Source organism: Vibrio sp. TMPB1044, from assembly GCF_030442075.1.
GTDB lineage: Bacteria > Pseudomonadota > Gammaproteobacteria > Enterobacterales > Vibrionaceae > Vibrio > Vibrio satsumensis.
In genome coordinates this window covers 1-19,642 of sequence record NZ_JAUJED010000010.1, presented here as the reverse complement: position 1 = coordinate 19,642, position 19,642 = coordinate 1, and the positions used below count along the sequence as shown (strand labels likewise).

16 protein-coding genes and 1 pseudogene are annotated in these 19,642 nt (G+C 45.0%); 4 read left to right on the top strand and 13 right to left on the bottom strand.

The annotated features are described in order from the left end of the window. Nucleotides 1–41: 41 nt before the first annotated feature. The gene (hupA, locus tag QQ041_RS05545) at nucleotides 42–314 is read right to left on the bottom strand and encodes a nucleoid-associated protein HU-alpha (protein WP_004729753.1); all 273 of its coding nucleotides are present in this window, start codon (nucleotides 312–314) and stop codon (nucleotides 42–44) included. Between the two features lie 270 nt (nucleotides 315–584). On the opposite strand from hupA, the gene QQ041_RS05540 reads away from it, so the two are divergent. Beyond that, the gene (locus tag QQ041_RS05540) at nucleotides 585–1,748 is read left to right on the top strand and encodes a CNNM domain-containing protein (RefSeq protein WP_285953280.1); all 1,164 of its coding nucleotides are present in this window, start codon (nucleotides 585–587) and stop codon (nucleotides 1,746–1,748) included. 80 nt (nucleotides 1,749–1,828) lie between these two features. Here the strand turns inward: QQ041_RS05540 and QQ041_RS05535 are convergent, their stop codons facing one another. Next, entirely contained in the window at nucleotides 1,829–2,416 is a 588-nt protein-coding gene (locus QQ041_RS05535; RefSeq protein WP_017062699.1) for a YjaG family protein, read from the bottom strand. A 71-nt stretch (nucleotides 2,417–2,487) separates the two neighbouring features. On the opposite strand from QQ041_RS05535, the gene QQ041_RS05530 reads away from it, so the two are divergent. After that, entirely contained in the window at nucleotides 2,488–3,414 is a 927-nt protein-coding gene (locus QQ041_RS05530) for a D-2-hydroxyacid dehydrogenase (protein WP_285953279.1), read from the top strand. Then, nucleotides 3,414–4,007, top strand: a complete 594-nt coding sequence (locus QQ041_RS05525) for a uracil-DNA glycosylase family protein (RefSeq protein ID WP_146492394.1) — start codon at nucleotides 3,414–3,416, stop codon at nucleotides 4,005–4,007. The genes QQ041_RS05530 and QQ041_RS05525 overlap by 1 nt, the downstream gene beginning before the upstream one ends. Nucleotides 4,008–4,110: 103 nt before the next feature. On the opposite strand, the gene hemE is transcribed toward QQ041_RS05525, so the two are convergent. Continuing rightward, on the bottom strand, nucleotides 4,111–5,178 hold the full coding sequence (gene hemE, locus QQ041_RS05520) for a uroporphyrinogen decarboxylase (RefSeq protein WP_146492393.1): 1,068 nt from the start codon (nucleotides 5,176–5,178) through the stop codon (nucleotides 4,111–4,113). A 299-nt stretch (nucleotides 5,179–5,477) separates the two neighbouring features. Beyond that, nucleotides 5,478–6,287, bottom strand: coding sequence for an NAD(+) diphosphatase (gene nudC, locus QQ041_RS05515; RefSeq protein WP_285953278.1), 810 nt, complete (start codon nucleotides 6,285–6,287; stop codon nucleotides 5,478–5,480). A 165-nt stretch (nucleotides 6,288–6,452) separates the two neighbouring features. Here nudC and QQ041_RS05510 point away from each other — a divergent pair, with 165 nt between their 5' ends. Continuing rightward, a complete protein-coding gene (locus QQ041_RS05510) occupies nucleotides 6,453–6,950 on the top strand; it encodes an Rsd/AlgQ family anti-sigma factor (protein ID WP_048605474.1) in 498 nt (165 codons plus the stop codon). Between the two features lie 344 nt (nucleotides 6,951–7,294). Here QQ041_RS05510 and rpoC read toward each other — a convergent pair whose 3' ends face one another. The 9 genes and pseudogenes from rpoC to QQ041_RS05465 form a co-directional block, all read right to left on the bottom strand. Further along, entirely contained in the window at nucleotides 7,295–11,497 is a 4,203-nt protein-coding gene (gene rpoC, locus QQ041_RS05505; RefSeq protein ID WP_017060527.1) for a DNA-directed RNA polymerase subunit beta', read from the bottom strand. A 91-nt stretch (nucleotides 11,498–11,588) separates the two neighbouring features. Continuing rightward, the gene (gene rpoB / locus QQ041_RS05500) at nucleotides 11,589–15,617 is read right to left on the bottom strand and encodes a DNA-directed RNA polymerase subunit beta (RefSeq protein ID WP_017060526.1); all 4,029 of its coding nucleotides are present in this window, start codon (nucleotides 15,615–15,617) and stop codon (nucleotides 11,589–11,591) included. A gap of 235 nt (nucleotides 15,618–15,852) precedes the next feature. Further along, complete coding sequence (gene rplL / locus QQ041_RS05495; protein ID WP_017631516.1) at nucleotides 15,853–16,221, bottom strand: 50S ribosomal protein L7/L12; 369 nt, start codon at nucleotides 16,219–16,221, stop codon at nucleotides 15,853–15,855. Between the two features lie 57 nt (nucleotides 16,222–16,278). Continuing rightward, a complete protein-coding gene (gene rplJ / locus QQ041_RS05490; protein WP_010435550.1) occupies nucleotides 16,279–16,773 on the bottom strand; it encodes a 50S ribosomal protein L10 in 495 nt (164 codons plus the stop codon). Between the two features lie 250 nt (nucleotides 16,774–17,023). Then, entirely contained in the window at nucleotides 17,024–17,728 is a 705-nt protein-coding gene (rplA, locus tag QQ041_RS05485) for a 50S ribosomal protein L1 (RefSeq protein WP_048659214.1), read from the bottom strand. 4 nt (nucleotides 17,729–17,732) lie between these two features. Then, entirely contained in the window at nucleotides 17,733–18,161 is a 429-nt protein-coding gene (gene rplK, locus QQ041_RS05480) for a 50S ribosomal protein L11 (protein WP_010435555.1), read from the bottom strand. 213 nt (nucleotides 18,162–18,374) lie between these two features. Then, nucleotides 18,375–18,923 carry a transcription termination/antitermination protein NusG gene (nusG, locus tag QQ041_RS05475; RefSeq protein WP_010435556.1) on the bottom strand — a complete coding sequence of 183 codons (549 nt, stop codon included), beginning with the start codon at nucleotides 18,921–18,923 and terminating at the stop codon, nucleotides 18,375–18,377. A gap of 13 nt (nucleotides 18,924–18,936) precedes the next feature. Continuing rightward, the gene (gene secE, locus QQ041_RS05470) at nucleotides 18,937–19,314 is read right to left on the bottom strand and encodes a preprotein translocase subunit SecE (protein WP_010435558.1); all 378 of its coding nucleotides are present in this window, start codon (nucleotides 19,312–19,314) and stop codon (nucleotides 18,937–18,939) included. A 223-nt stretch (nucleotides 19,315–19,537) separates the two neighbouring features. Then, nucleotides 19,538–19,642, bottom strand: a pseudogene (locus tag QQ041_RS05465) (elongation factor Tu); the annotation flags it as partial.

Genomic DNA, 19,642 nt, shown 5'->3' with positions numbered 1-19,642 from the left:
CTGTACCGAGGTGGAATACGACTACCTCGGTACAGTTTAGATTATTTCACTGAATCTTTCAGCGCTTTACCTGCAACAAATGCTGGAACATTTGCAGCAGCGATTTGGATCTCATCACCAGTTTTTGGGTTACGACCAGTGCGAGCTGCACGGTGGTTTACTTTAAAAGTACCAAAACCAATTAGCTGAACTTGATCGCCATCTTTAAGAGCATCTGTAACACCGCCAAGAGTCGCTTCTAGAGCAGCTTTAGCTTGTGCTTTAGAAAGGTCCGCTTTTTCAGCAATAAAGTCGATTAATTGAGTCTTGTTCATTTTAGGTTTCCCTTCTTTGTATTTTTGAATTCAATTCACTCTAAAACATAAATGCCCCATCTGGCAAAGGTTTGTCGTCGATCTTTAGCTCTAATGCCGTAGTTTTAGCCATAATATGAGTAATAACTCACAATTTGTTACTGATTTTATTAAGCAAGTCCTTGTTTAAAAGGGGCTGAGAGCAAAATTAATGATGACCTAGCCACTACTTTTTCACTATAATCCACGCTGAATCGCTGCTAAAGCGTACAATTTAATTTAAGGGCAAACATGCTGCTGCTAACTATTTACGTCTCCATTGCTATTGGAGTTTCTTTCATTTGTTCTGTTTTGGAAGCTGTACTTTTGAGTATTAGTCCGAGCTACATTGCTCAACTAAAACAAAATGGGCACCCTGCAGCAGAGTCTTTAGACAAACTGAAAACAGATATTGACCGCCCGCTTGCGTCAATTTTAACGCTCAACACCATCGCGCATACTATCGGTGCTGCGACAGCAGGTGCACAAGCGGCTGTCGTTTTTGGTAGCCAATGGTTAGGTGTCTTCTCTGCCGTGCTAACGCTGGGTATCTTGGTATTGTCTGAAATTGTTCCAAAGACCATTGGCGCAACCTACTGGCGTCAACTTGCTCCTGCTTCGGCAAGCGTGCTTCGTTGGATGGTGTTCTTCCTAACACCGTTTGTATGGTTCTCAGAACAGATCACCAAACGTCTTGCTCGTGGCCACCAAGCACCAAAAATGCGTGATGAGTTATCTGCAATGGCGATCTTGGCAAAAGAGAGTGGCGAGTTTGCAGAAGGCGAATCAAAAATCCTGAGCAACCTACTGGGTATTCAAGATGTACCCGTGACTCAGGTAATGACGCCGCGCCCAGTAGTATTCCGTGTTGATGCGGAAATGAGTGTGAACACGTTCCTAGAACAACATAAAGACACGCCATTCTCACGTCCGTTGGTTTACAGTGAGCAGAGTGACAACATCATCGGTTTTGTTCACCGCCTAGAGCTGTTTAGATTGCAGCAAGCCGGTTGTGGTGAAAAAGCTCTGGGTGAAGTAATGCGCCCTATCCACGTGTTGCTGAACAACATGGGCTTGGCTAAGGCCTTTGACCAGATGATGGCAAACCGCCTGCAACTGTCTTTAGTTGTGGACGAATACGGCACTATTCAGGGCATCATCACCCTAGAAGATATCTTTGAGCACCTTGTAGGTGAAGAGATCGTCGACGAAGCGGATAAAACCACCGACATGCAAGAACTGGCGTTTCAACGCTGGGAGAAGTGGAAAGAGACACACGGTGTTATCGAAAACCGCGATGAAGAGGACGAGCTAGAGGAAGAAACTCCAACAGACAACGATGCCTCAGACGCAAAATCAACGGACGACGACGCCTCAAAAGATAAAGCGCAGAACGAAGACAAAAAAGACGCTTAATCTAAATTTGAGACCGTCAGATACAACAAAGGCTCCCTAGGGAGCCTTTGTTTTTATTCATGCTTTGGTGCAATTGCGAATTATAGCGCAACACCAATGTTACTGACTGGGTCTTCACGCAGTTCGTGGCGTAGATCTTTGATCAGCTCTAAGTCACGCTCAGTCGTTTCACGTAGAGGTCGGAAAATGGCCCACTGAACGTCCCACTCTTCACATACCGCTTCGTTTTCTTTCTGGTTTTCGTTGGTCACTTCTTCAGCGCCTTGAGCAAACTCAAGCTCAGCAACCGTCTTCACCGATTGTTGACTCACTTTAATTACCGCTTCCAACATATGTTCACGGTCAAGCAGGCCATGAATTAGCGTTGCTAGGCCTTGGCATGCGTCCATTGCTGGGTAAACACCATAAAAATCAAAATCATCACCGCTAGGGAATAGCTCTTCAACCTTCTCAAGTTGACGCTCAAAGTTCACCTTTGCTGTTTTAACCGTCAAGATTTCCCAAATGCTATCCAAAACATCACGATAGATTCGAGCTTCCGCAAATTCTGTATTCTCACAAAACATGGCATAGTTAGGGTACATACGCTCACATAGACACGCCATAAAGGTAATTTGTTGCCAAGGTTCTAACTTTTCAAGACGAACCTGCAGTGGATTCTGAAGCATAGTCACTCAATAATTGCAGAAAAAGACAGCGAAAGTGTACTTGATAAACCCTGGGGGGAAAAGGTAAGCCGATGAACAATTTTACGAATAAGCTCTATATTCTTACTGAGCATGACGATACCTATACGCAACTGATTCTAAACCAGGATTTACCCGACCTAGAAATCACTCGAAACCCCAAATCAGCACAGATTGTCTTGGCATCACCGCCTCTAATCGCAGAACGCCTCGGCGAGTTTAAAGAGCTAGACTGGGTACAGAGTACCTATGCTGGAATCAATAAACTCACGCAGCCAGATCTGCGTCAGGACTATACGCTAACCAACGTCAAAGGCATCTTTGGCCCGGCTATCGCAGAATACGTGTTGGGTTACACAATCAGTCACTGTAGACACTTCCCTCATTACCACCAGCATCAACAACAACGAAACTGGCAGCCACAGCTTTATACTAGCTTAACTGACAAAACTATGGTGATTTTAGGAACAGGGTCAATTGGCAGTCATTTGGCAAAAACCGCGGCGGCTTTTGGTATTCATACCATAGGTGTCAACCGTACGGGTATCCCATCCAAACAAGAAGCCTTTAAAGAGACTTTCCACATCAATGAGATAGAGGCTGCCCTTAAGCAGGCCGATATTGTGGTGAATACTTTGCCATCAACGCCTGAAACCTATCAATTACTCAATCAAACGACCTTAGGTTACTGCTCGAATGTGCTGCTGTTCAATGTCGGTAGAGGTGAATGCCTAGACAATAAGTCCTTGCTGCTCGCCATAAAAAACAGATGGGTAGAACACGCATTTTTAGATGTATTTGAAAGTGAGCCCCTCTCTCAGGAACACCCTTTCTGGAAACTACCGCAAGTGACGATTACGCCACACATTGCTGCACTCAGTGAGCCAAGACAGGTGGTAGAGATCTTCGCAGAGAATTACAAACAGTGGCGAGATGGTTTTACACTTAATCATGTCATCGATTTTGATAAAGGTTACTGATGTCCTCTTCGTTACTTAAAGAGATACGACAATGCCGAGCATGTGAGCCTCACCTCTCGCACGGCGCCAATCCAGTGATTCAAGCACACCCAAACGCACGCTTACTGATCATAGGTCAAGCACCGGGCATCAAGGTGCATGAGTCGTCGATCCCTTGGAATGATGCCAGTGGTGAGAGATTAAGAGAATGGTTAGGGATAGATAGCGATACTTTTTACGACGAGCAAAAGGTCGCGATTGTGCCTATGGGGTTTTGTTATCCAGGTAAAGGAAAGAGTGGCGATCTGCCACCACGCAAAGAGTGCGCGGAGCTTTGGCATAACAAAGTGCTGCAATCTCTACCCAATATTCAAATGACACTGCTGATTGGCCAGTACGCACAAAACCATTACCTAACAAACAAAACCACCAGCACACTGACCGAAACCGTGCGAGATTGGCAAAGGTGGGCGCCTGAGTTTTTGCCATTACCTCACCCTTCGCCACGCAATAATATCTGGCTAAAGAAGAACCCTTGGTTTGAAAGTGAAGTCATTCCCTATATCAGGAAACATATCTCAGAGCATTTGGCCTACCATGATCCAAATGCCTAATTAACTGCACACAACAAGATTAAACCGCGATCAAATACCAATTTCAGGCAATAAAAAAGCGCCGTTGGTTTCCCAACAGCGCTTTCAATCATCTTACTCAGAATTACTTGTGGTAAGGCTTAGATAATTCGTGAACAGCGTCAACGAATATACCTGCGTTCTCTGGCGGTACATCTAAGTGGATACCGTGGCCTAGGTTAAATACATGACCTGTACCACCGTCGCCGAAGCCTTCTAGGATGCTGCCCACTTCTTCACGAATACGTTCAGGCTGAGCGTAAAGCATTGAAGGATCCATGTTGCCTTGCAGAGCAACTTTGTCGCCGATGCGAGCTTTTGCATCTGCGATGTTGATTGTCCAGTCTAGACCAACCGCATCACAACCTGTTGCTGCGATAGATTCTAGCCACATGCCACCGTTCTTAGTGAACAGAGTCACTGGTACACGACGACCTTCGTTTTCACGGATTAGGCCATCAACGATTTTGTGCATGTATTGCAGTGAGAATAGGTTGTAGTCACGAGGAGTCAGCACACCACCCCATGTATCAAATACCATTACCGATTGAGCACCCGCTTTAATTTGCGCGTTCAGGTATTCGATAACACTGTCAGCCAGCTTGTCTAGAAGCAGATGCAGCGTTTGTGGTTCTGCGTACATCATCTTTTTGATCTTAGTGAATGCTTTAGAGCTTCCACCTTCAACCATGTATGTCGCTAGAGTCCATGGGCTACCAGAGAAACCAATCAGAGGCACTTCGCCTTTCAGGTCTTTACGGATCTGACGAACGGCATTCATTACGTATTGAAGCTCACCTTCTGGATCAGGTAGGCCAATCTTCTCTACGTCAGCTTTACACGTGATAGGACGCTCAAACTTAGGACCTTCACCTGTTTCAAAGTACAAACCTAAGCCCATTGCATCAGGGATAGTTAGGATGTCTGAGAACAAGATTGCCGCATCAAGCGGGAAACGACGTAAAGGTTGAAGTGTTACTTCTGATGCCAGTTCAGCGTTTTTGCACAAAGACATGAAATCGCCTGCTTCAGCGCGCGTTGCTTTATACTCAGGAAGATAGCGGCCAGCTTGGCGCATCATCCATACCGGTGTGTAATCAACAGGCTGTTTTAAAAGTGCGCGTAAATAGCGATCGTTTTTTAATTCGGTCATTCCGTTAAATTCCAATTCAATCTTGTCTAGTTTTGATGGCAAGTATTCTAACACTGATTGAAGGGTAAAAGCTGTGTGCTTTGCAACCTAGATCAAGTTATTAACTTTTAAATCAATGCTTAATTTGCACCCAATTGCGGGGGCATGTTAAAAATTTGTTCGCTAGCGAAAATTACAATTATAACATCTGAGTAGTCACTACTCAGCATCTCATAACGACATCTTACTTACCCCCTCCACTTGTGGAGGGTTTTTTTTCGCTTTTGACCACTTATAGGCCAAATACTATCACAGGCAAATTAGTGCTCTAACACCTGCTCCATAACGGCATCTTTCATCGCGTCATCAACGGTTTTCTCAATCAACTGTCTCGCAATGGTTCCTACAGGGGCAACATCAGGTAGGCTTGTTACGTCAAACCATTGAGCATCCGATAACTCGCTGTAGTCTGGCTTAAGCGTACCACCAGCATAATCTGCAAGAAAGCCCATCATCATACTCGATGGAAACGCCCACGGCTGGCTGCCAAAGTAACGAATATTATCGACATCGATACCCGTTTCTTCTTTTACTTCTCTTGCCACACACTTCTCTAGGGTTTCTCCGACCTCTAGGAAGCCCGCTATCACGGTATACATACCTGTTTTATGTCTTGGGTGCTGTGCAAGCAATATCTTGTTGTCCTTTCGTACAGCGACAATGATGCATGGGAAGATACGAGGGTAATGAAGTGTGCGGCAATCTCCACACTGCATCGCCACCTGGTTATGGTTGAGATGATTTCGACCACCACACTGAGGGCAAAAACGCATACTTTGAGTCATATGCCCATATTGGATGGCTTTGCTTGCAGTCAAGAAACTCGCTTCAGGCCAGTGCAGTAACTCTCTTAGGCTGACCATGCTCAGCTCATTCTCCACATCACAGTCGTTGAGCCAATACACCTTACGACCTTGATGCTGACCAATACAGATTGCATGCTCAACACTCAGCCCAAGCTCTTCAGCAGAGCCAAACGGAAACTGATCATTATTAACCCAAATATCACTACCAGAAACGACGCACCAATAAGCTTGCTCTGTCATTTTGTTATCACTTTTTTTTAACATCCCTATGCCTCATTGCTTGCAGTTCGTTCATTTTACTGGCAATCTAATTTCATACTAGAGTTGTAGCAGAGAATATTTCAAGCTATTACTTTTAGTAGCTACCAATAAAACGGACCCTGCTTAGGCAATTACTTGATCACAAGGTTGTGATCAGATCATGAGGACATGGTCATGCTAAATAAATTCAAACAAATACAAGAACAATGGGGTGGCTCTAATGAGGTCATCGATCATTGGCTCGAAACTCGACAGTCTCTAATCGTTGAGTATTGTAAGCTTGCCGCTCTACAGCCTTCATCGTCGAAAGCAACTGCAATCACCGAACTGCCTTCTCCAGAAGAGCTCCAAAAATTCAGCCAACATCTTGTTGATTACATCTCCGAAGGTCATTTCAAAATCTATGACATGGTGATGGACAAATGGCAGTCTACTGGCTTCAAAGCAACAGACGAAATCAACCAATCTTATGGTCATATCGTTCTTACCACAGATCCACTGCTCAACTTCACCGATAAATACGCTGCCATTGAAGCGACCGATACATTAGAAAGCTTTGATAGTGAGCTGTCACTCGTTGGTGAGATTCTTGAGGCGAGGTTTGCGGTTGAAGACCAGCTGATACAACAAATTGCCGACAGTCTAGCGGTTCCACCAGGGGCGTAATGGCTTAACACCTTCTAAGCTTGCCTCAGTGCAAGCTTTTTGTTTTGTCTGTAGCGTTACCTAAAACATCCAACTCTTCTACCAGAGCCTATTGATTCGTCCCTACTCTGATGTTTTGCGACAACCAGACGTAACACTTGTCACCAGTTTCATCCTCATGATCTCCCTGCAAACACCCAAAAATGCCTTCGAGAAAGTACTCGCGACTAAGTCCACCAGCTAAGAAAGCAATCAAACCTATCTGATTCTGAACGATAGGCCTCTCGTTAAACACCTATGCGCCAGATACAAAAAAGGCACCCGAAGGTGCCTTTTTCTTATCTCTTAGAGACTACTCGTAGAGCTTACTCTTCTGAAGAGAAACCAGCGTTTAGAAGTGCTGCTAGATTGTCAGTAGCTTGTTCAGCTGAAGGACCTTCTTGCTCTTCTTCACGTTGCTTTTGACGCTCTTGGTGGTATGCGAAACCAGTACCAGCTGGGATCAGACGACCAACAATTACGTTCTCTTTCAGACCGCGAAGGTCATCACGCTTACCAGAAACCGCAGCTTCTGTTAGTACGCGAGTCGTTTCTTGGAACGATGCAGCTGAGATGAATGACTCAGTTGCAAGAGATGCTTTAGTAATACCTAGTAGGTCACGTTCGAAACGTACTAGTTCTTTACCTTCAGCTTCTAGCTTACGGTTAGCAATCTTAACATTGTGGTACTCAACTTGTTCGCCAGGTAGGAACGGAGAGTCACCAGAATGAGTGATTGTACACTTACGTAGCATTTGACGAACGATAGTCTCGATGTGCTTATCGTTAATCTTTACGCCTTGTAAGCGGTAAACTTCTTGAACTTCGTTCGCGATGTACTGAGTTACTGCGTGGATACCACGTAGACGCAGAATATCGTGTGGAGTTTCAGGACCGTCGGCGATTACATCACCACGTTCAATCTTCTCACCTTCGAACACGTTCAATTGACGATGCTTAGGAATCATCTCTTCGTAAGCGTCACCGCCTTCACGAGTGATTACTAGACGACGCTTACCTTTCGTTTCTTTACCGAAAGACACAGTACCTGTGTGCTCAGCAAGGATCGCAGGCTCTTTAGGCTTACGAGCTTCGAATAGGTCAGCTACGCGTGGTAGACCACCGGTGATATCTTTGTTTCCGCTCGATTTTTGAGGGATACGAGATAGTGTGTCACCGATGCCAACTTCAGCGCCATCTTCGATGTTTACAATCGCTTTGCCAGGTAGGAAGTAGTGAGCTGGCATATCAGTACCAGGGATCATTACGTCGTTACCTTGCTCATCAACAAGTTTGATAGCTGGACGCATATCTTTACCTGCTGCTGGGCGAGCTGCTGCGTCTGTAACTTCACTTGAAGAAAGACCAGTTAGATCGTCAGTTTGACGAGAAACTGTAATACCATCGATCATATCTACGAATTGGATACGACCTGCCACTTCAGTGATGATTGGCATGGTATGCGCTTCCCAGTTAGCTACAACTTCACCAGCAGTAACTGCTGCGTTGTCGCCTTTGGTTAGCATCGAACCGTAAGGAAGTTTGTGCTTCTCTTTAGTACGGCCGAATTCATCAATAATCGTCATCTCAGATGCACGAGAAGTGATAACCAGTTTCTTATCTTTGTTAACTACGAACTTAGCATTGTGAAGTTTCACAGTACCAGTTGTCTTAGCTTGGATGCTGTTCTCTGCTGCTGCAGTAGATGCCGCACCACCGATGTGGAACGTACGCATCGTTAGCTGTGTACCCGGTTCACCGATAGATTGTGCAGCAATAACACCAACTGCTTCACCTTGGTTCACTAGGTGACCACGTGCTAGGTCACGACCGTAACACTGTGCACAACAACCGAAGTCTGCATCACAGGTAACTACAGAGCGCACTTTCATGCTATCTACTGAGTTATCTTCCATGATTTGACACCACTTCTCATCAATCAGAGTATTACGTGGAATCAGTACATCTTCAGTACCAGGCTTAAGAACGTCTTCAGCTACTACACGACCAAGAGCAAGCTCAGAAAGTGCAACTTTAACGTCACCACCTTCGATGTGAGGCATCATGTCGATACCTTCATGCGTGCCACAGTCATGTTCGTGTACTACAACGTCTTGAGCAACGTCTACTAGACGACGAGTTAGGTAACCCGAGTTTGCTGTTTTCAGTGCTGTATCCGCAAGACCCTTACGAGCACCGTGCGTTGAGATAAAGTACTGAAGGACGTTTAGACCTTCTTTAAAGTTCGCTGTGATCGGCGTTTCGATGATTGAACCATCTGGACGCGCCATCAGACCACGCATACCTGCTAGCTGACGAATCTGAGCTGCAGAACCACGTGCGCCCGAGTCGGCCATCATGTAGATGCTGTTGAACGATTCTTGCTGTTCTTCTTCGCCGTCACGGTTGATAACTGTTTCAGAAGATAGGTTATCCATCATTGCTTTCGCAACGCGGTCATTCGTAGATGCCCAGATATCGATAACTTTGTTGTAACGCTCACCCGCAGTAACAAGACCAGATTGGAATTGCTCTTGGATTTCGCGAACTTCTTCTTCAGCAGATTCAATTTCATCGTATTTCGCTTGAGGTACAACCATATCGTCGATACCTACAGAAACACCAGAAAGTGCAGCGTATGCAAAACCTGCGTACATGATTTGGTCAGCAAATACTACTGTATCTTTTAGACCAAGCTTACGGTAACACTCGTTAAGAAGAGTAGAGATCTGCTTCTTACCTAACTTTTGGTTAACGATGCTGTACGGTAGGCCTGCTGGAACGATTTGCCATAGCATTGCACGGCCGACAGTTGTATCAACCATCTTCGTTTCAGTAGTGCTGTTACCATCTTCGTCTACTACAGTCTCGGTGATACGTACTTTAACGCGAGCGTGTAGCTCAGCAGTCTTAGTACGGTATGCCTTTTCAGCCTCAGCAGGGCCAGCAAGGTACATACCTTCGCCTTTCACGTTGATCTTGTCACGTGTCATGTAGTAAAGACCCAATACAACGTCCTGAGAAGGTACGATGATCGGATCACCTGACGCTGGCGACAGAATGTTATTCGTCGACATCATCAGTGTACGTGCTTCAAGCTGTGCTTCTAGAGTTAGAGGCACGTGCACCGCCATTTGGTCACCATCGAAGTCGGCATTGTATGCCGCACACACTAGTGGGTGAAGCTGAATCGCTTTACCTTCGATTAGTACTGGTTCAAACGCTTGGATACCTAGACGGTGAAGTGTAGGTGCACGGTTAAGTAGTACTGGGTGTTCACGGATGACTTCGTCTAGGATATCCCAAACGATAGCTTCTTCGCGCTCTACCATCTTCTTAGCAGCTTTGATTGTCGTAGCCATGCCACGAGTTTCTAGCTTGCTGTAGATGAACGGCTTAAATAGCTCAAGTGCCATCTTCTTAGGAAGACCACACTGATGTAGACGAAGGTATGGACCTACTGTGATTACAGAACGGCCAGAGTAGTCTACACGTTTACCTAGAAGGTTCTGACGGAAACGACCTTGTTTACCCTTGATCATATCAGCAAGAGATTTCAGAGGACGCTTGTTAGAACCAGTGATAGCACGACCACGACGACCGTTATCTAGAAGTGCATCAACAGACTCTTGCAGCATACGCTTTTCGTTACGTACGATGATGTCCGGAGCAGCTAGCTCTAGAAGACGCTTCAAACGGTTGTTACGGTTGATCACACGACGGTAAAGGTCGTTCAGATCTGAAGTCGCAAAACGACCGCCATCTAGTGGTACTAGAGGACGTAGATCTGGCGGCAGAACCGGAAGTACAGTCAGAATCATCCATTGCGGATCGTTACCCGATGCAATGAACGCTTCAACTAGCTTCAGGCGCTTAGTAACTTTTTTACGCTTAGTTTCTGAGTTAGTTGTTTCTAACTCTTCGCGCATTTCTTCCACTTCTTGATGAAGGTCCATTGTTGCAAGCAGATCTTTGATCGCTTCAGCACCCATCTTAGCAGTGAATTCGTCACCCCACTCTTCTAGACGATCCAGATACTCTTCTTCAGTAAGCATCTGAGATTTTTCTAGATCAGTCATACCTGGTTCAGTTACTACGTACATCTCGAAGTAAAGAACACGTTCGATATCACGTAGAGGGATATCCATTAGTAGACCGATACGAGACGGTAGTGATTTTAGGAACCAGATGTGAGCAACTGGTGAAGCTAGCTCGATATGGCCCATACGGTCACGACGAACTTTAGTTTGTGTAACTTCAACGCCACACTTCTCACAGATAACACCACGGTGCTTCAGGCGCTTGTATTTGCCACAAAGACATTCGTAGTCTTTAACTGGACCAAAAATACGTGCACAGAACAGACCATCACGTTCAGGTTTGAACGTACGATAGTTAATTGTTTCCGGCTTTTTAACTTCACCGAAAGACCATGAACGGATCATGTCTGGTGAAGATAGACCGATTTTGATTGCATCAAATTCTTCGGTCTTATGCTGTGCTTTTAGAAAGTTTAATAAGTCTTTCACATTCAGCTCCTGTAAGGAGTTAAAGGAGCTCACTGCTGTAGCAAGCTCCCTTTTACCAAATAATCCTATCTTCTTTTAAAAAGAGGAGGGATTACTCTTCGTCTTCTAGCTCGATGTTGATACCTAGCGAGCGAATCTCTTTCAACAGTACGTTGAACGACTCAGGCATACCAGGTTCCATGCTATGGTTACCGTCTACGATGTTCTTATACATCTTAGTACGGCCGTTAACGTCATCTGACTTAACTGTTAGCATTTCTTGTAGAGTATATGCAGCACCGTATGCTTCTAGTGCCCATACTTCCATCTCACCGAAACGCTGACCACCGAACTGAGCTTTACCACCAAGTGGTTGCTGAGTTACTAGGCTGTAAGAACCAGTTGAACGAGCATGCATCTTGTCATCAACCAAGTGGTTCAGTTTCAGCATGTACATGTAACCAACAGTTACAGGACGCTCAAACGAATCACCAGTACGACCATCAAACAGTTTAAGCTGACCAGATTCTGGCAGATCACCCAGTTTAAGTAGTTCTTTGATTAGAGACTCAGAAGCACCGTCGAACACAGGAGTAGCAATCGGTAGACCGCCACGTAGGTTCTTGATCAGTGTACGAACTTGATCATCAGACAGTTCAGCAATATCAACTTTCTGACGAGTATCACCAAGATCGTAAACCTTCTGTAGGAACTCACGGAACTTATGCAGTTCTTGTTGTTCCTTAACCATTTGGTTGATCTTGTCACCGATACCTTTCGCAGCCAAACCTAAGTGAACTTCTAGGATCTGACCGATGTTCATACGCGATGGTACACCCAGCGGGTTAAGTACGATGTCTACAGGCTGACCTTTCTCATCGTATGGCATGTCTTCAACAGGGTTAATCTTAGAGATTACACCTTTGTTACCGTGACGACCGGCCATCTTATCACCAGGTTGGATACGACGTTTAACCGCTAGGTAAACTTTAACAATCTTAAGAACGCCAGGCGCTAGATCATCACCTTGAGTGATTTTACGACGCTTAGTTTCAAACTTCTTATCGAAGTCTGCTTTTAGCTCATCCCACTGCTCAGCAAGTTGCTCAAGCTGTGTTTGTAGCGCATCGTCTTCTAGAACTTGCTCTAGCCATTGCTTACGACCGATAGTATCAAGCTTAGCTTCAGAGTAACCACCAGACAGAAGTACAGCTTTAACACGGTTAAGAAGGCCACCCTCAAGAATTTGGAACTCTTCAGTTAGGTCTTTCTTAGCTTCTTTAAGCTGCATCTGTTCGATTTCAAGTGCACGCTTGTCTTTCTCTACGCCATCGCGAGTGAAGACTTGTACATCGATGATAGTACCCGAAACAGAGTTTGGTACACGTAGAGAAGTATCTTTAACATCAGATGCTTTCTCACCGAAGATTGCACGTAGTAGCTTCTCTTCAGGAGTCAGTTGAGTTTCACCTTTAGGGGTTACTTTACCAACTAGGATGTCGCCACCCTTAACTTCAGCACCAATGTAAACGATACCTGACTCGTCTAGTTTAGACAGAGCAGACTCACCTACGTTTGGAATATCAGCTGTGATCTCTTCAGAACCCAGCTTAGTATCACGAGCCACACAAGATAGTTCTTGGATGTGGATTGTCGTGAAACGGTCTTCTTGAACTACGCGCTCAGATACTAAGATCGAGTCTTCGAAGTTGTAACCGTTCCAAGGCATGAATGCGATACGCATGTTTTGGCCAAGAGCTAGTTCACCAAGGTCTGTTGAAGGACCATCAGCAAGAACATCGCCGCGTGCAACTGGTTCACCAGGAAGTACAGTTGGACGTTGGTTAATACATGTGTTTTGGTTCGAACGCGTGTACTTAGTTAGGTTGTAGATATCGATACCAGCTTCGCCAGGTACCAATTCATCTTCGTTAACCTTAACTACGATACGAGAAGCGTCTACAGACTGAACTTGACCACCACGTTTAGCAACCGCTGTAACACCAGAGTCAACTGCGATGTTACGTTCGATACCTGTACCTACTAGAGGCTTATCAGCCTTAAGTGTTGGTACAGCTTGACGTTGCATGTTGGCACCCATCAATGCACGGTTCGCATCATCGTGTTCTAGGAACGGGATAAGCGAAGCAGCGATAGATACTACTTGGTTTGTCGCAACGTCCATGTAGTCAACGTGATCGCGTGGGTGAAGACCAGATTCACCTTTTTGACGAGCTGTGATTAGCTCATCTGCAAACGTACCTTCTTCAGTAAGAATGGTGTTTGCTTGCGCGATTACGAATTGACCTTCCTGGATTGCAGACAGGTAATCAACTTCTTCTGTTACTACACCATCTACTACACGACGGTACGGAGTTTCTAGGAAACCGTAATCGTTACAACGTGCAAACGCAGATAGCGAGTTAATTAGACCGATGTTTGGACCTTCAGGCGTTTCGATCGGACATAGACGACCGTAGTGAGTTACGTGAACGTCACGTACTTCGAAGCCTGCGCGCTCACGAGTAAGACCACCAGGACCTAAAGCAGAGATACGACGTTTGTGCGTAACTTCTGACAATGGGTTGTTTTGGTCCATGAACTGTGAAAGCTGTGAAGAGCCAAAGAATTCTTTAACTGCAGCAGAGATCGGCTTAGCGTTGATAAGATCTTGAGGCATGATTGCATCAAGGTCACCAAGGCTTAGGCGCTCTTTAACGGCACGTTCTACACGAACTAGACCAACACGGAATTGGTTTTCTGCCATTTCACCTACAGAACGGATACGACGGTTGCCAAGGTGGTCGATATCGTCCACTTCACCAATACCGTTACGGATACCAATCAGTTTCTTCATCACTTCGATGATGTCTGATTCATCCAGAGTACCGCGCTCTTCTTCTTCTTCACGCTCGATAGAGCTGTTGAACTTCATACGGCCTACAGTTGATAGGTCGTAACGTTCTTCAGAGAAGAATAGGCTTTCGAATAGAGACTCTGCAGCTTCTTTCGTTGGTGGCTCGCCAGGACGCATCATGCGGTAGATTTCTACCAATGCAGAGATGCGATCTACTGTGCTATCTGCACGTAGAGTGTCTGACATGAATGGACCGTGATCTAGGTCATTCGTGAACAGAGTTTGTAGAGCCTTGTGACCGGCTTGAGACAGGTTAGCAAGTGCTTCTAGGCTAATCTCTTGGTTCGCGCCAACGATGATCTCGCCAGTTGCTTCATTGATGTAATCTTTAGATGCAACTTTACCAACGATGTACTCTACTGGTACTTCGATGTGCTCAACGCCATCTTTTTCAAGTTGACGGATATGACGAGCAGTAACACGACGACCAGTCTCAACGTAAGTTTTGCCGTTTGCTTCGATGTCGAATGACGCAGTTTCACCACGTAGACGATCAGGAACCAACTCCATAAGAAGAGTTTGGTCTTTCACTTCGAAGTTCACTTTGTCGAAGAACAGATCTAGGATCTCTTCAGTCGATTTACCAAGTGCACGAAGAATGATCGATGCTGGTAGCTTACGACGACGGTCGATACGTACGAATAAGTTATCCTTAGGGTCGAACTCAAAGTCTAACCATGAGCCACGGTAAGGAATTACACGTGCGTTATAAAGAACTTTACCTGATGAGTGGGTTTTACCCTTATCACTGTCGAAGAACACGCCTGGGCTTCGGTGCAGCTGGGATACGATAACCCTCTCGGTACCATTAATTACGAAAGTACCATTGTCTGTCATAAGCGGAATTTCGCCCATGTAGACTTCTTGTTCTTTAATGTCTTTTACAGTACCTGCTGGTGCATCTCGATCAAAGATAACTAGACGTAGTTTTACGCGTAGTGGCTTTGAGTAAGTAACACCGCGGATTTGACATTCTTTAACGTCAAAAACTGGCTCACCAAGACGGTAGCTAACGTATTGCAGCTCAGAATTGCCGTTGTAGCTCTGAATTGGGAATACAGAACGGAAAGCAGCTTCAAGACCGTATTGACCTTCTGGATCCTGTTCGATGAATTTGTCGAAAGAATCAAGCTGGATCGATAACAGGTATGGAATGTCCAAAACTTGTGGACGAGTACCAAAATCCTTACGGATGCGCTTTTTCTCGGTATAAGAGTAAACCATGGGGTTCCTCAGCTCGCTGATAAGTGACCCAAACCACCCAAAACACTCTTCAAGAGGGGGCGGTGACAAACAGCTGTTTACTGTAGTGAACAATCATTTCGAAAAAATGACTGTTTTTTTGCTCGGATTATGACGGTTAAACAGCGGAAAATTCGTCATAGCCCTACAGCGCAAAAAGGCCGGTGGTTAATAAACCACCAGCCATTAGCCTTGCGGCTAAGAAATTAAGTAATAATTACTTGATTTCAACAGAAGCGCCAGCTTCTTCTAGCTGTGCTTTAAGAGCTTCAGCTTCAGCTTTGTCAACGCCTTCTTTAAGCGCTGCAGGAGCTGAGTCTACAAGACCTTTAGCTTCTTTAAGACCTAGGCCAGTTGCGCCACGTACAGCTTTGATAACTTGTACTTTGTTAGCGCCAGCAGCAGTTAGGATAACGTCGAATTCAGTTTGCTCAGCAGCAGCGTCGCCGCCAGCTGCGCCGCCAGCTACAACAGCAGCTGCTGCAGTAACGCCGAATTTCTCTTCCATAGCTTCGATAAGCTCAACAACTTGCATTACAGACATTTCTGCAACTGCGTCTAGGATTTGCTCGTTAGTAATAGACATAACAATTCTCTTTTAAGTCAACAATAAGTTTAAATAGCAACCAGTGAAAAGCAAGGCTTATGCCGCAGCTTCTTCTTTTTGGTCGCGAACAGCAGCGATAGTACGAACCAGCTTGCCAGCAGAAGCTTCTTTCATGCACATCATTAGGCGTGCGATAGCTTCGTCGTAAGTTGGTAGTGTCGCTAGTACTTCAGCATCAGTAACTGCGCCTTCAAATGCAGCAGCTTTGATCTCGAAATCTTTATTCTCTTTAGCGAAGTCTTTGAAAAGACGCGCTGCAGCACCTGGGTGCTCATTAGAGAATGCGATCAGAGTTGGACCAGTGAAAGTGTCTACTAGACACTCGTAGTCTGTACCCTGAACCGCACGGCGTGCTAGTGTGTTACGAACAACTTTCATGTAAACACCCGCTTCGCGAGCTTGTTTACGTAGAGAAGTCATTGCGCCAACTTCAACGCCACGAGAATCAGCTACAACTGCAGAAAGTGCACCACTGGCAGCTTCGTTGACTTCAGCAACAATTGCTTTTTTGTCTTGAAGATTTAAAGCCATTTGGATTAACCTCTGGTTGTGATTACAGCACTCAATACAAAATGTAATGAGCGTTTACGATGTTATTTAAAAATGAATAAATTCACTTCAAACCACAACATCGCCTACGTAGGTTTTATTAAGCTATCAATAATCTAATGAAAATCGACAGCGCCTACGGTCTTGGGATAGATGATTTCAAATTGCTTTAAAACCACCCAACCACAAATATTAGGCGCAGAAGTATACACTAAATCTGCGCCTAAGCAAATTAGTTTGCTTGAGTGTCAAGACTAGCTTGATCAACAGCAACACCAGCACCCATAGTAGTAGAGATGCTTACTTTCTTCAGGTAAGTACCCTTAGCTGAAGAAGGCTTAGCTTTCTTAAGAGCAACTAGAAGAGCTTCTAGGTTCTCTTGAAGCTGGTTAGCTTCGAAAGATGCTTTACCGATAGTAGTGTGGATGATGCCGTTCTTGTCGTTACGGTAACGAACCTGACCAGCTTTAGCGTTCTTAACCGCTTCAGCAACGTTAGGAGTTACAGTACCAACTTTAGGGTTTGGCATAAGGCCGCGTGGACCTAGGATTGTACCTAGTTGACCAACAACACGCATTGCATCTGGAGAAGCAACAACAACGTCGAAGTTCATTTCGCCTTTTTTCACTTGCTCAGCAAGATCTTCCATACCAACGATATCTGCGCCAGCTGCTTTAGCTGCTTCTGCGTTTGCACCTTGAGTGAACACAGCAACGCGGATGTCACGGCCAGTACCGTGAGGTAGCACAGTTGCGCCACGAACGTTTTGGTCAGATTTACGAGCATCGATGCCTAGGTTAACAGCAACATCTACAGACTCAACGAATTTAGCAGTTGCTAGTTCTTTAAGAAGAGCAACAGCTTCGTTGATTTCGTATTCTTTAGTCGCGTCAACTTTGTCGCGGATTACGCGCATACGCTTAGTAAGTTTAGCCATGATCTTATCCCTCTACCACTAGGCCCATTGAACGAGCAGTACCAGCAATAGAACGCTTCATTGCTTCGATGTCAGCACCAGTCATATCAGCAGCTTTAGTTTCTGCGATTTCCTGAACTTGAGCGTCAGTTACAGTACCAACTTTCTCAGTGTTTGGACGACCTGAACCAGACTTAACGCCAGCAGCTTTCTTAAGAAGAACAGCAGCAGGTGGAGTCTTAGTTACGAACGTGAAAGAACGGTCGTTGTAAACAGTAATAACTACTGGAGTAGGTAGACCTTTCTCAACAGATTCTGTTTTTGCGTTGAACGCTTTACAGAATTCCATGATGTTCACGCCGTGTTGACCTAGAGCAGGACCAACCGGTGGACTTGGGTTTGCCATACCAGCTGCAACTTGCAGTTTGATATAAGCTTCAACTTTCTTAGCCATGATATTTCCTAATATTTTGGGTACATACGCTAGCCGCAAGGCGAGCTCCCCATAAATTCAATTAACTCTTTTTCGCTTCAACAGAAGCAAAAAGGCGCGAAATTATAATCATAATTCGCGCCTTTAACAACCCTAAAAAGGTGATTTTTTATACTCTTTTATTTTGAACAACTTATGAAGTATTTATCCACAGCTTGCTCAAAGGTCAGAGTTTTAGTCCAGTTTTTCAACCTGACCAAATTCAAGCTCAACCGGTGTTGCACGACCAAAGATCGATACAGATACCTTAATGCGGCTTTTCTCGTAATCTACTTCTTCAACAGTACCGTTAAAGTCAGCAAATGGACCATCGTTCACACGAACCACTTCACCCGCTTCGAACATTGTCTTAGGACGTGGAGACTCGCTCGCTTTCTCTAGACGGTTCAAGATAGCATCAGCTTCTTTATCAGTGATTGGTGCAGGACGATCAGAGGTACCACCAATGAAGCCCATAACACGCGGAATGCTGCGTACTAAGTGCCATGATTCATCATTCATGATCATTTGAACTAATACGTAGCCAGGGAAGAATTTACGTTCACTTTTACGACGTTGCCCAGCACGCATTTCCACTACTTCTTCAGTAGGTACTAGCACATCGCCAAATAGTTCTTCCATGTTGTGCATTTTAATATGCTCGCGTAGCGACTGTGCAACACGACCTTCAAAGCCAGAAAAGGCTTGAACTACATACCAACGTTTTTTTGGAGCTTCACTCATGAATCAGAACCCTCTACACTCCAGTTGCTAGAGAAACTAGACGGACCATGATGCCGTCAATTCCCCAAAGCACTAGAGACATAACAATACATACAGCTAAAACGATCAATGTAGTTTGCATAGTTTCTTGGCGAGTAGGCCAAACAACTTTACGAATCTCCATACGAGATTCTTTTGCAAAATCGATCGCAGCTTTACCTTTAGTTGTTGTTGCTGCAACGCCTAGTGCGGCAGCAATCAGCACAACTACACCTGCAGCGCGAATTACAACAGACAATTCACCATACAGGTAATTACCCACAACAGCAGCAGCCAACAGAACAAAAGCGACAATCCACTTCATTGTATCTGCTGCACCTGAGCTATCAGGAGTTTCAGCGTTTGCTTTCATAAAACCAACCTGTGATAAGTCTTAAATATAGACGACAATAACCCCGCTGTTGCAGGGCACATTCCTTTGCGTTGCAAAACAACACATCTAACAGTCATTTTAGTCAAAAAGACCGTTTAATTCTTTGCTAAGAGCAAAAATCGATGTCAAAACATCCAACTCTTTTTTTAGCGCAGAAAAAGGGCATCAAATGATGCCCTTTTTACTAGTGGTTCGTCAAATCTTATGCAAAGATTTTAGCTACAACACCAGCACCAACTGTACGGCCACCTTCGCGGATTGCGAAACGTAGACCTTCGTCCATTGCGATTGGAGCGATTAGCTCAAC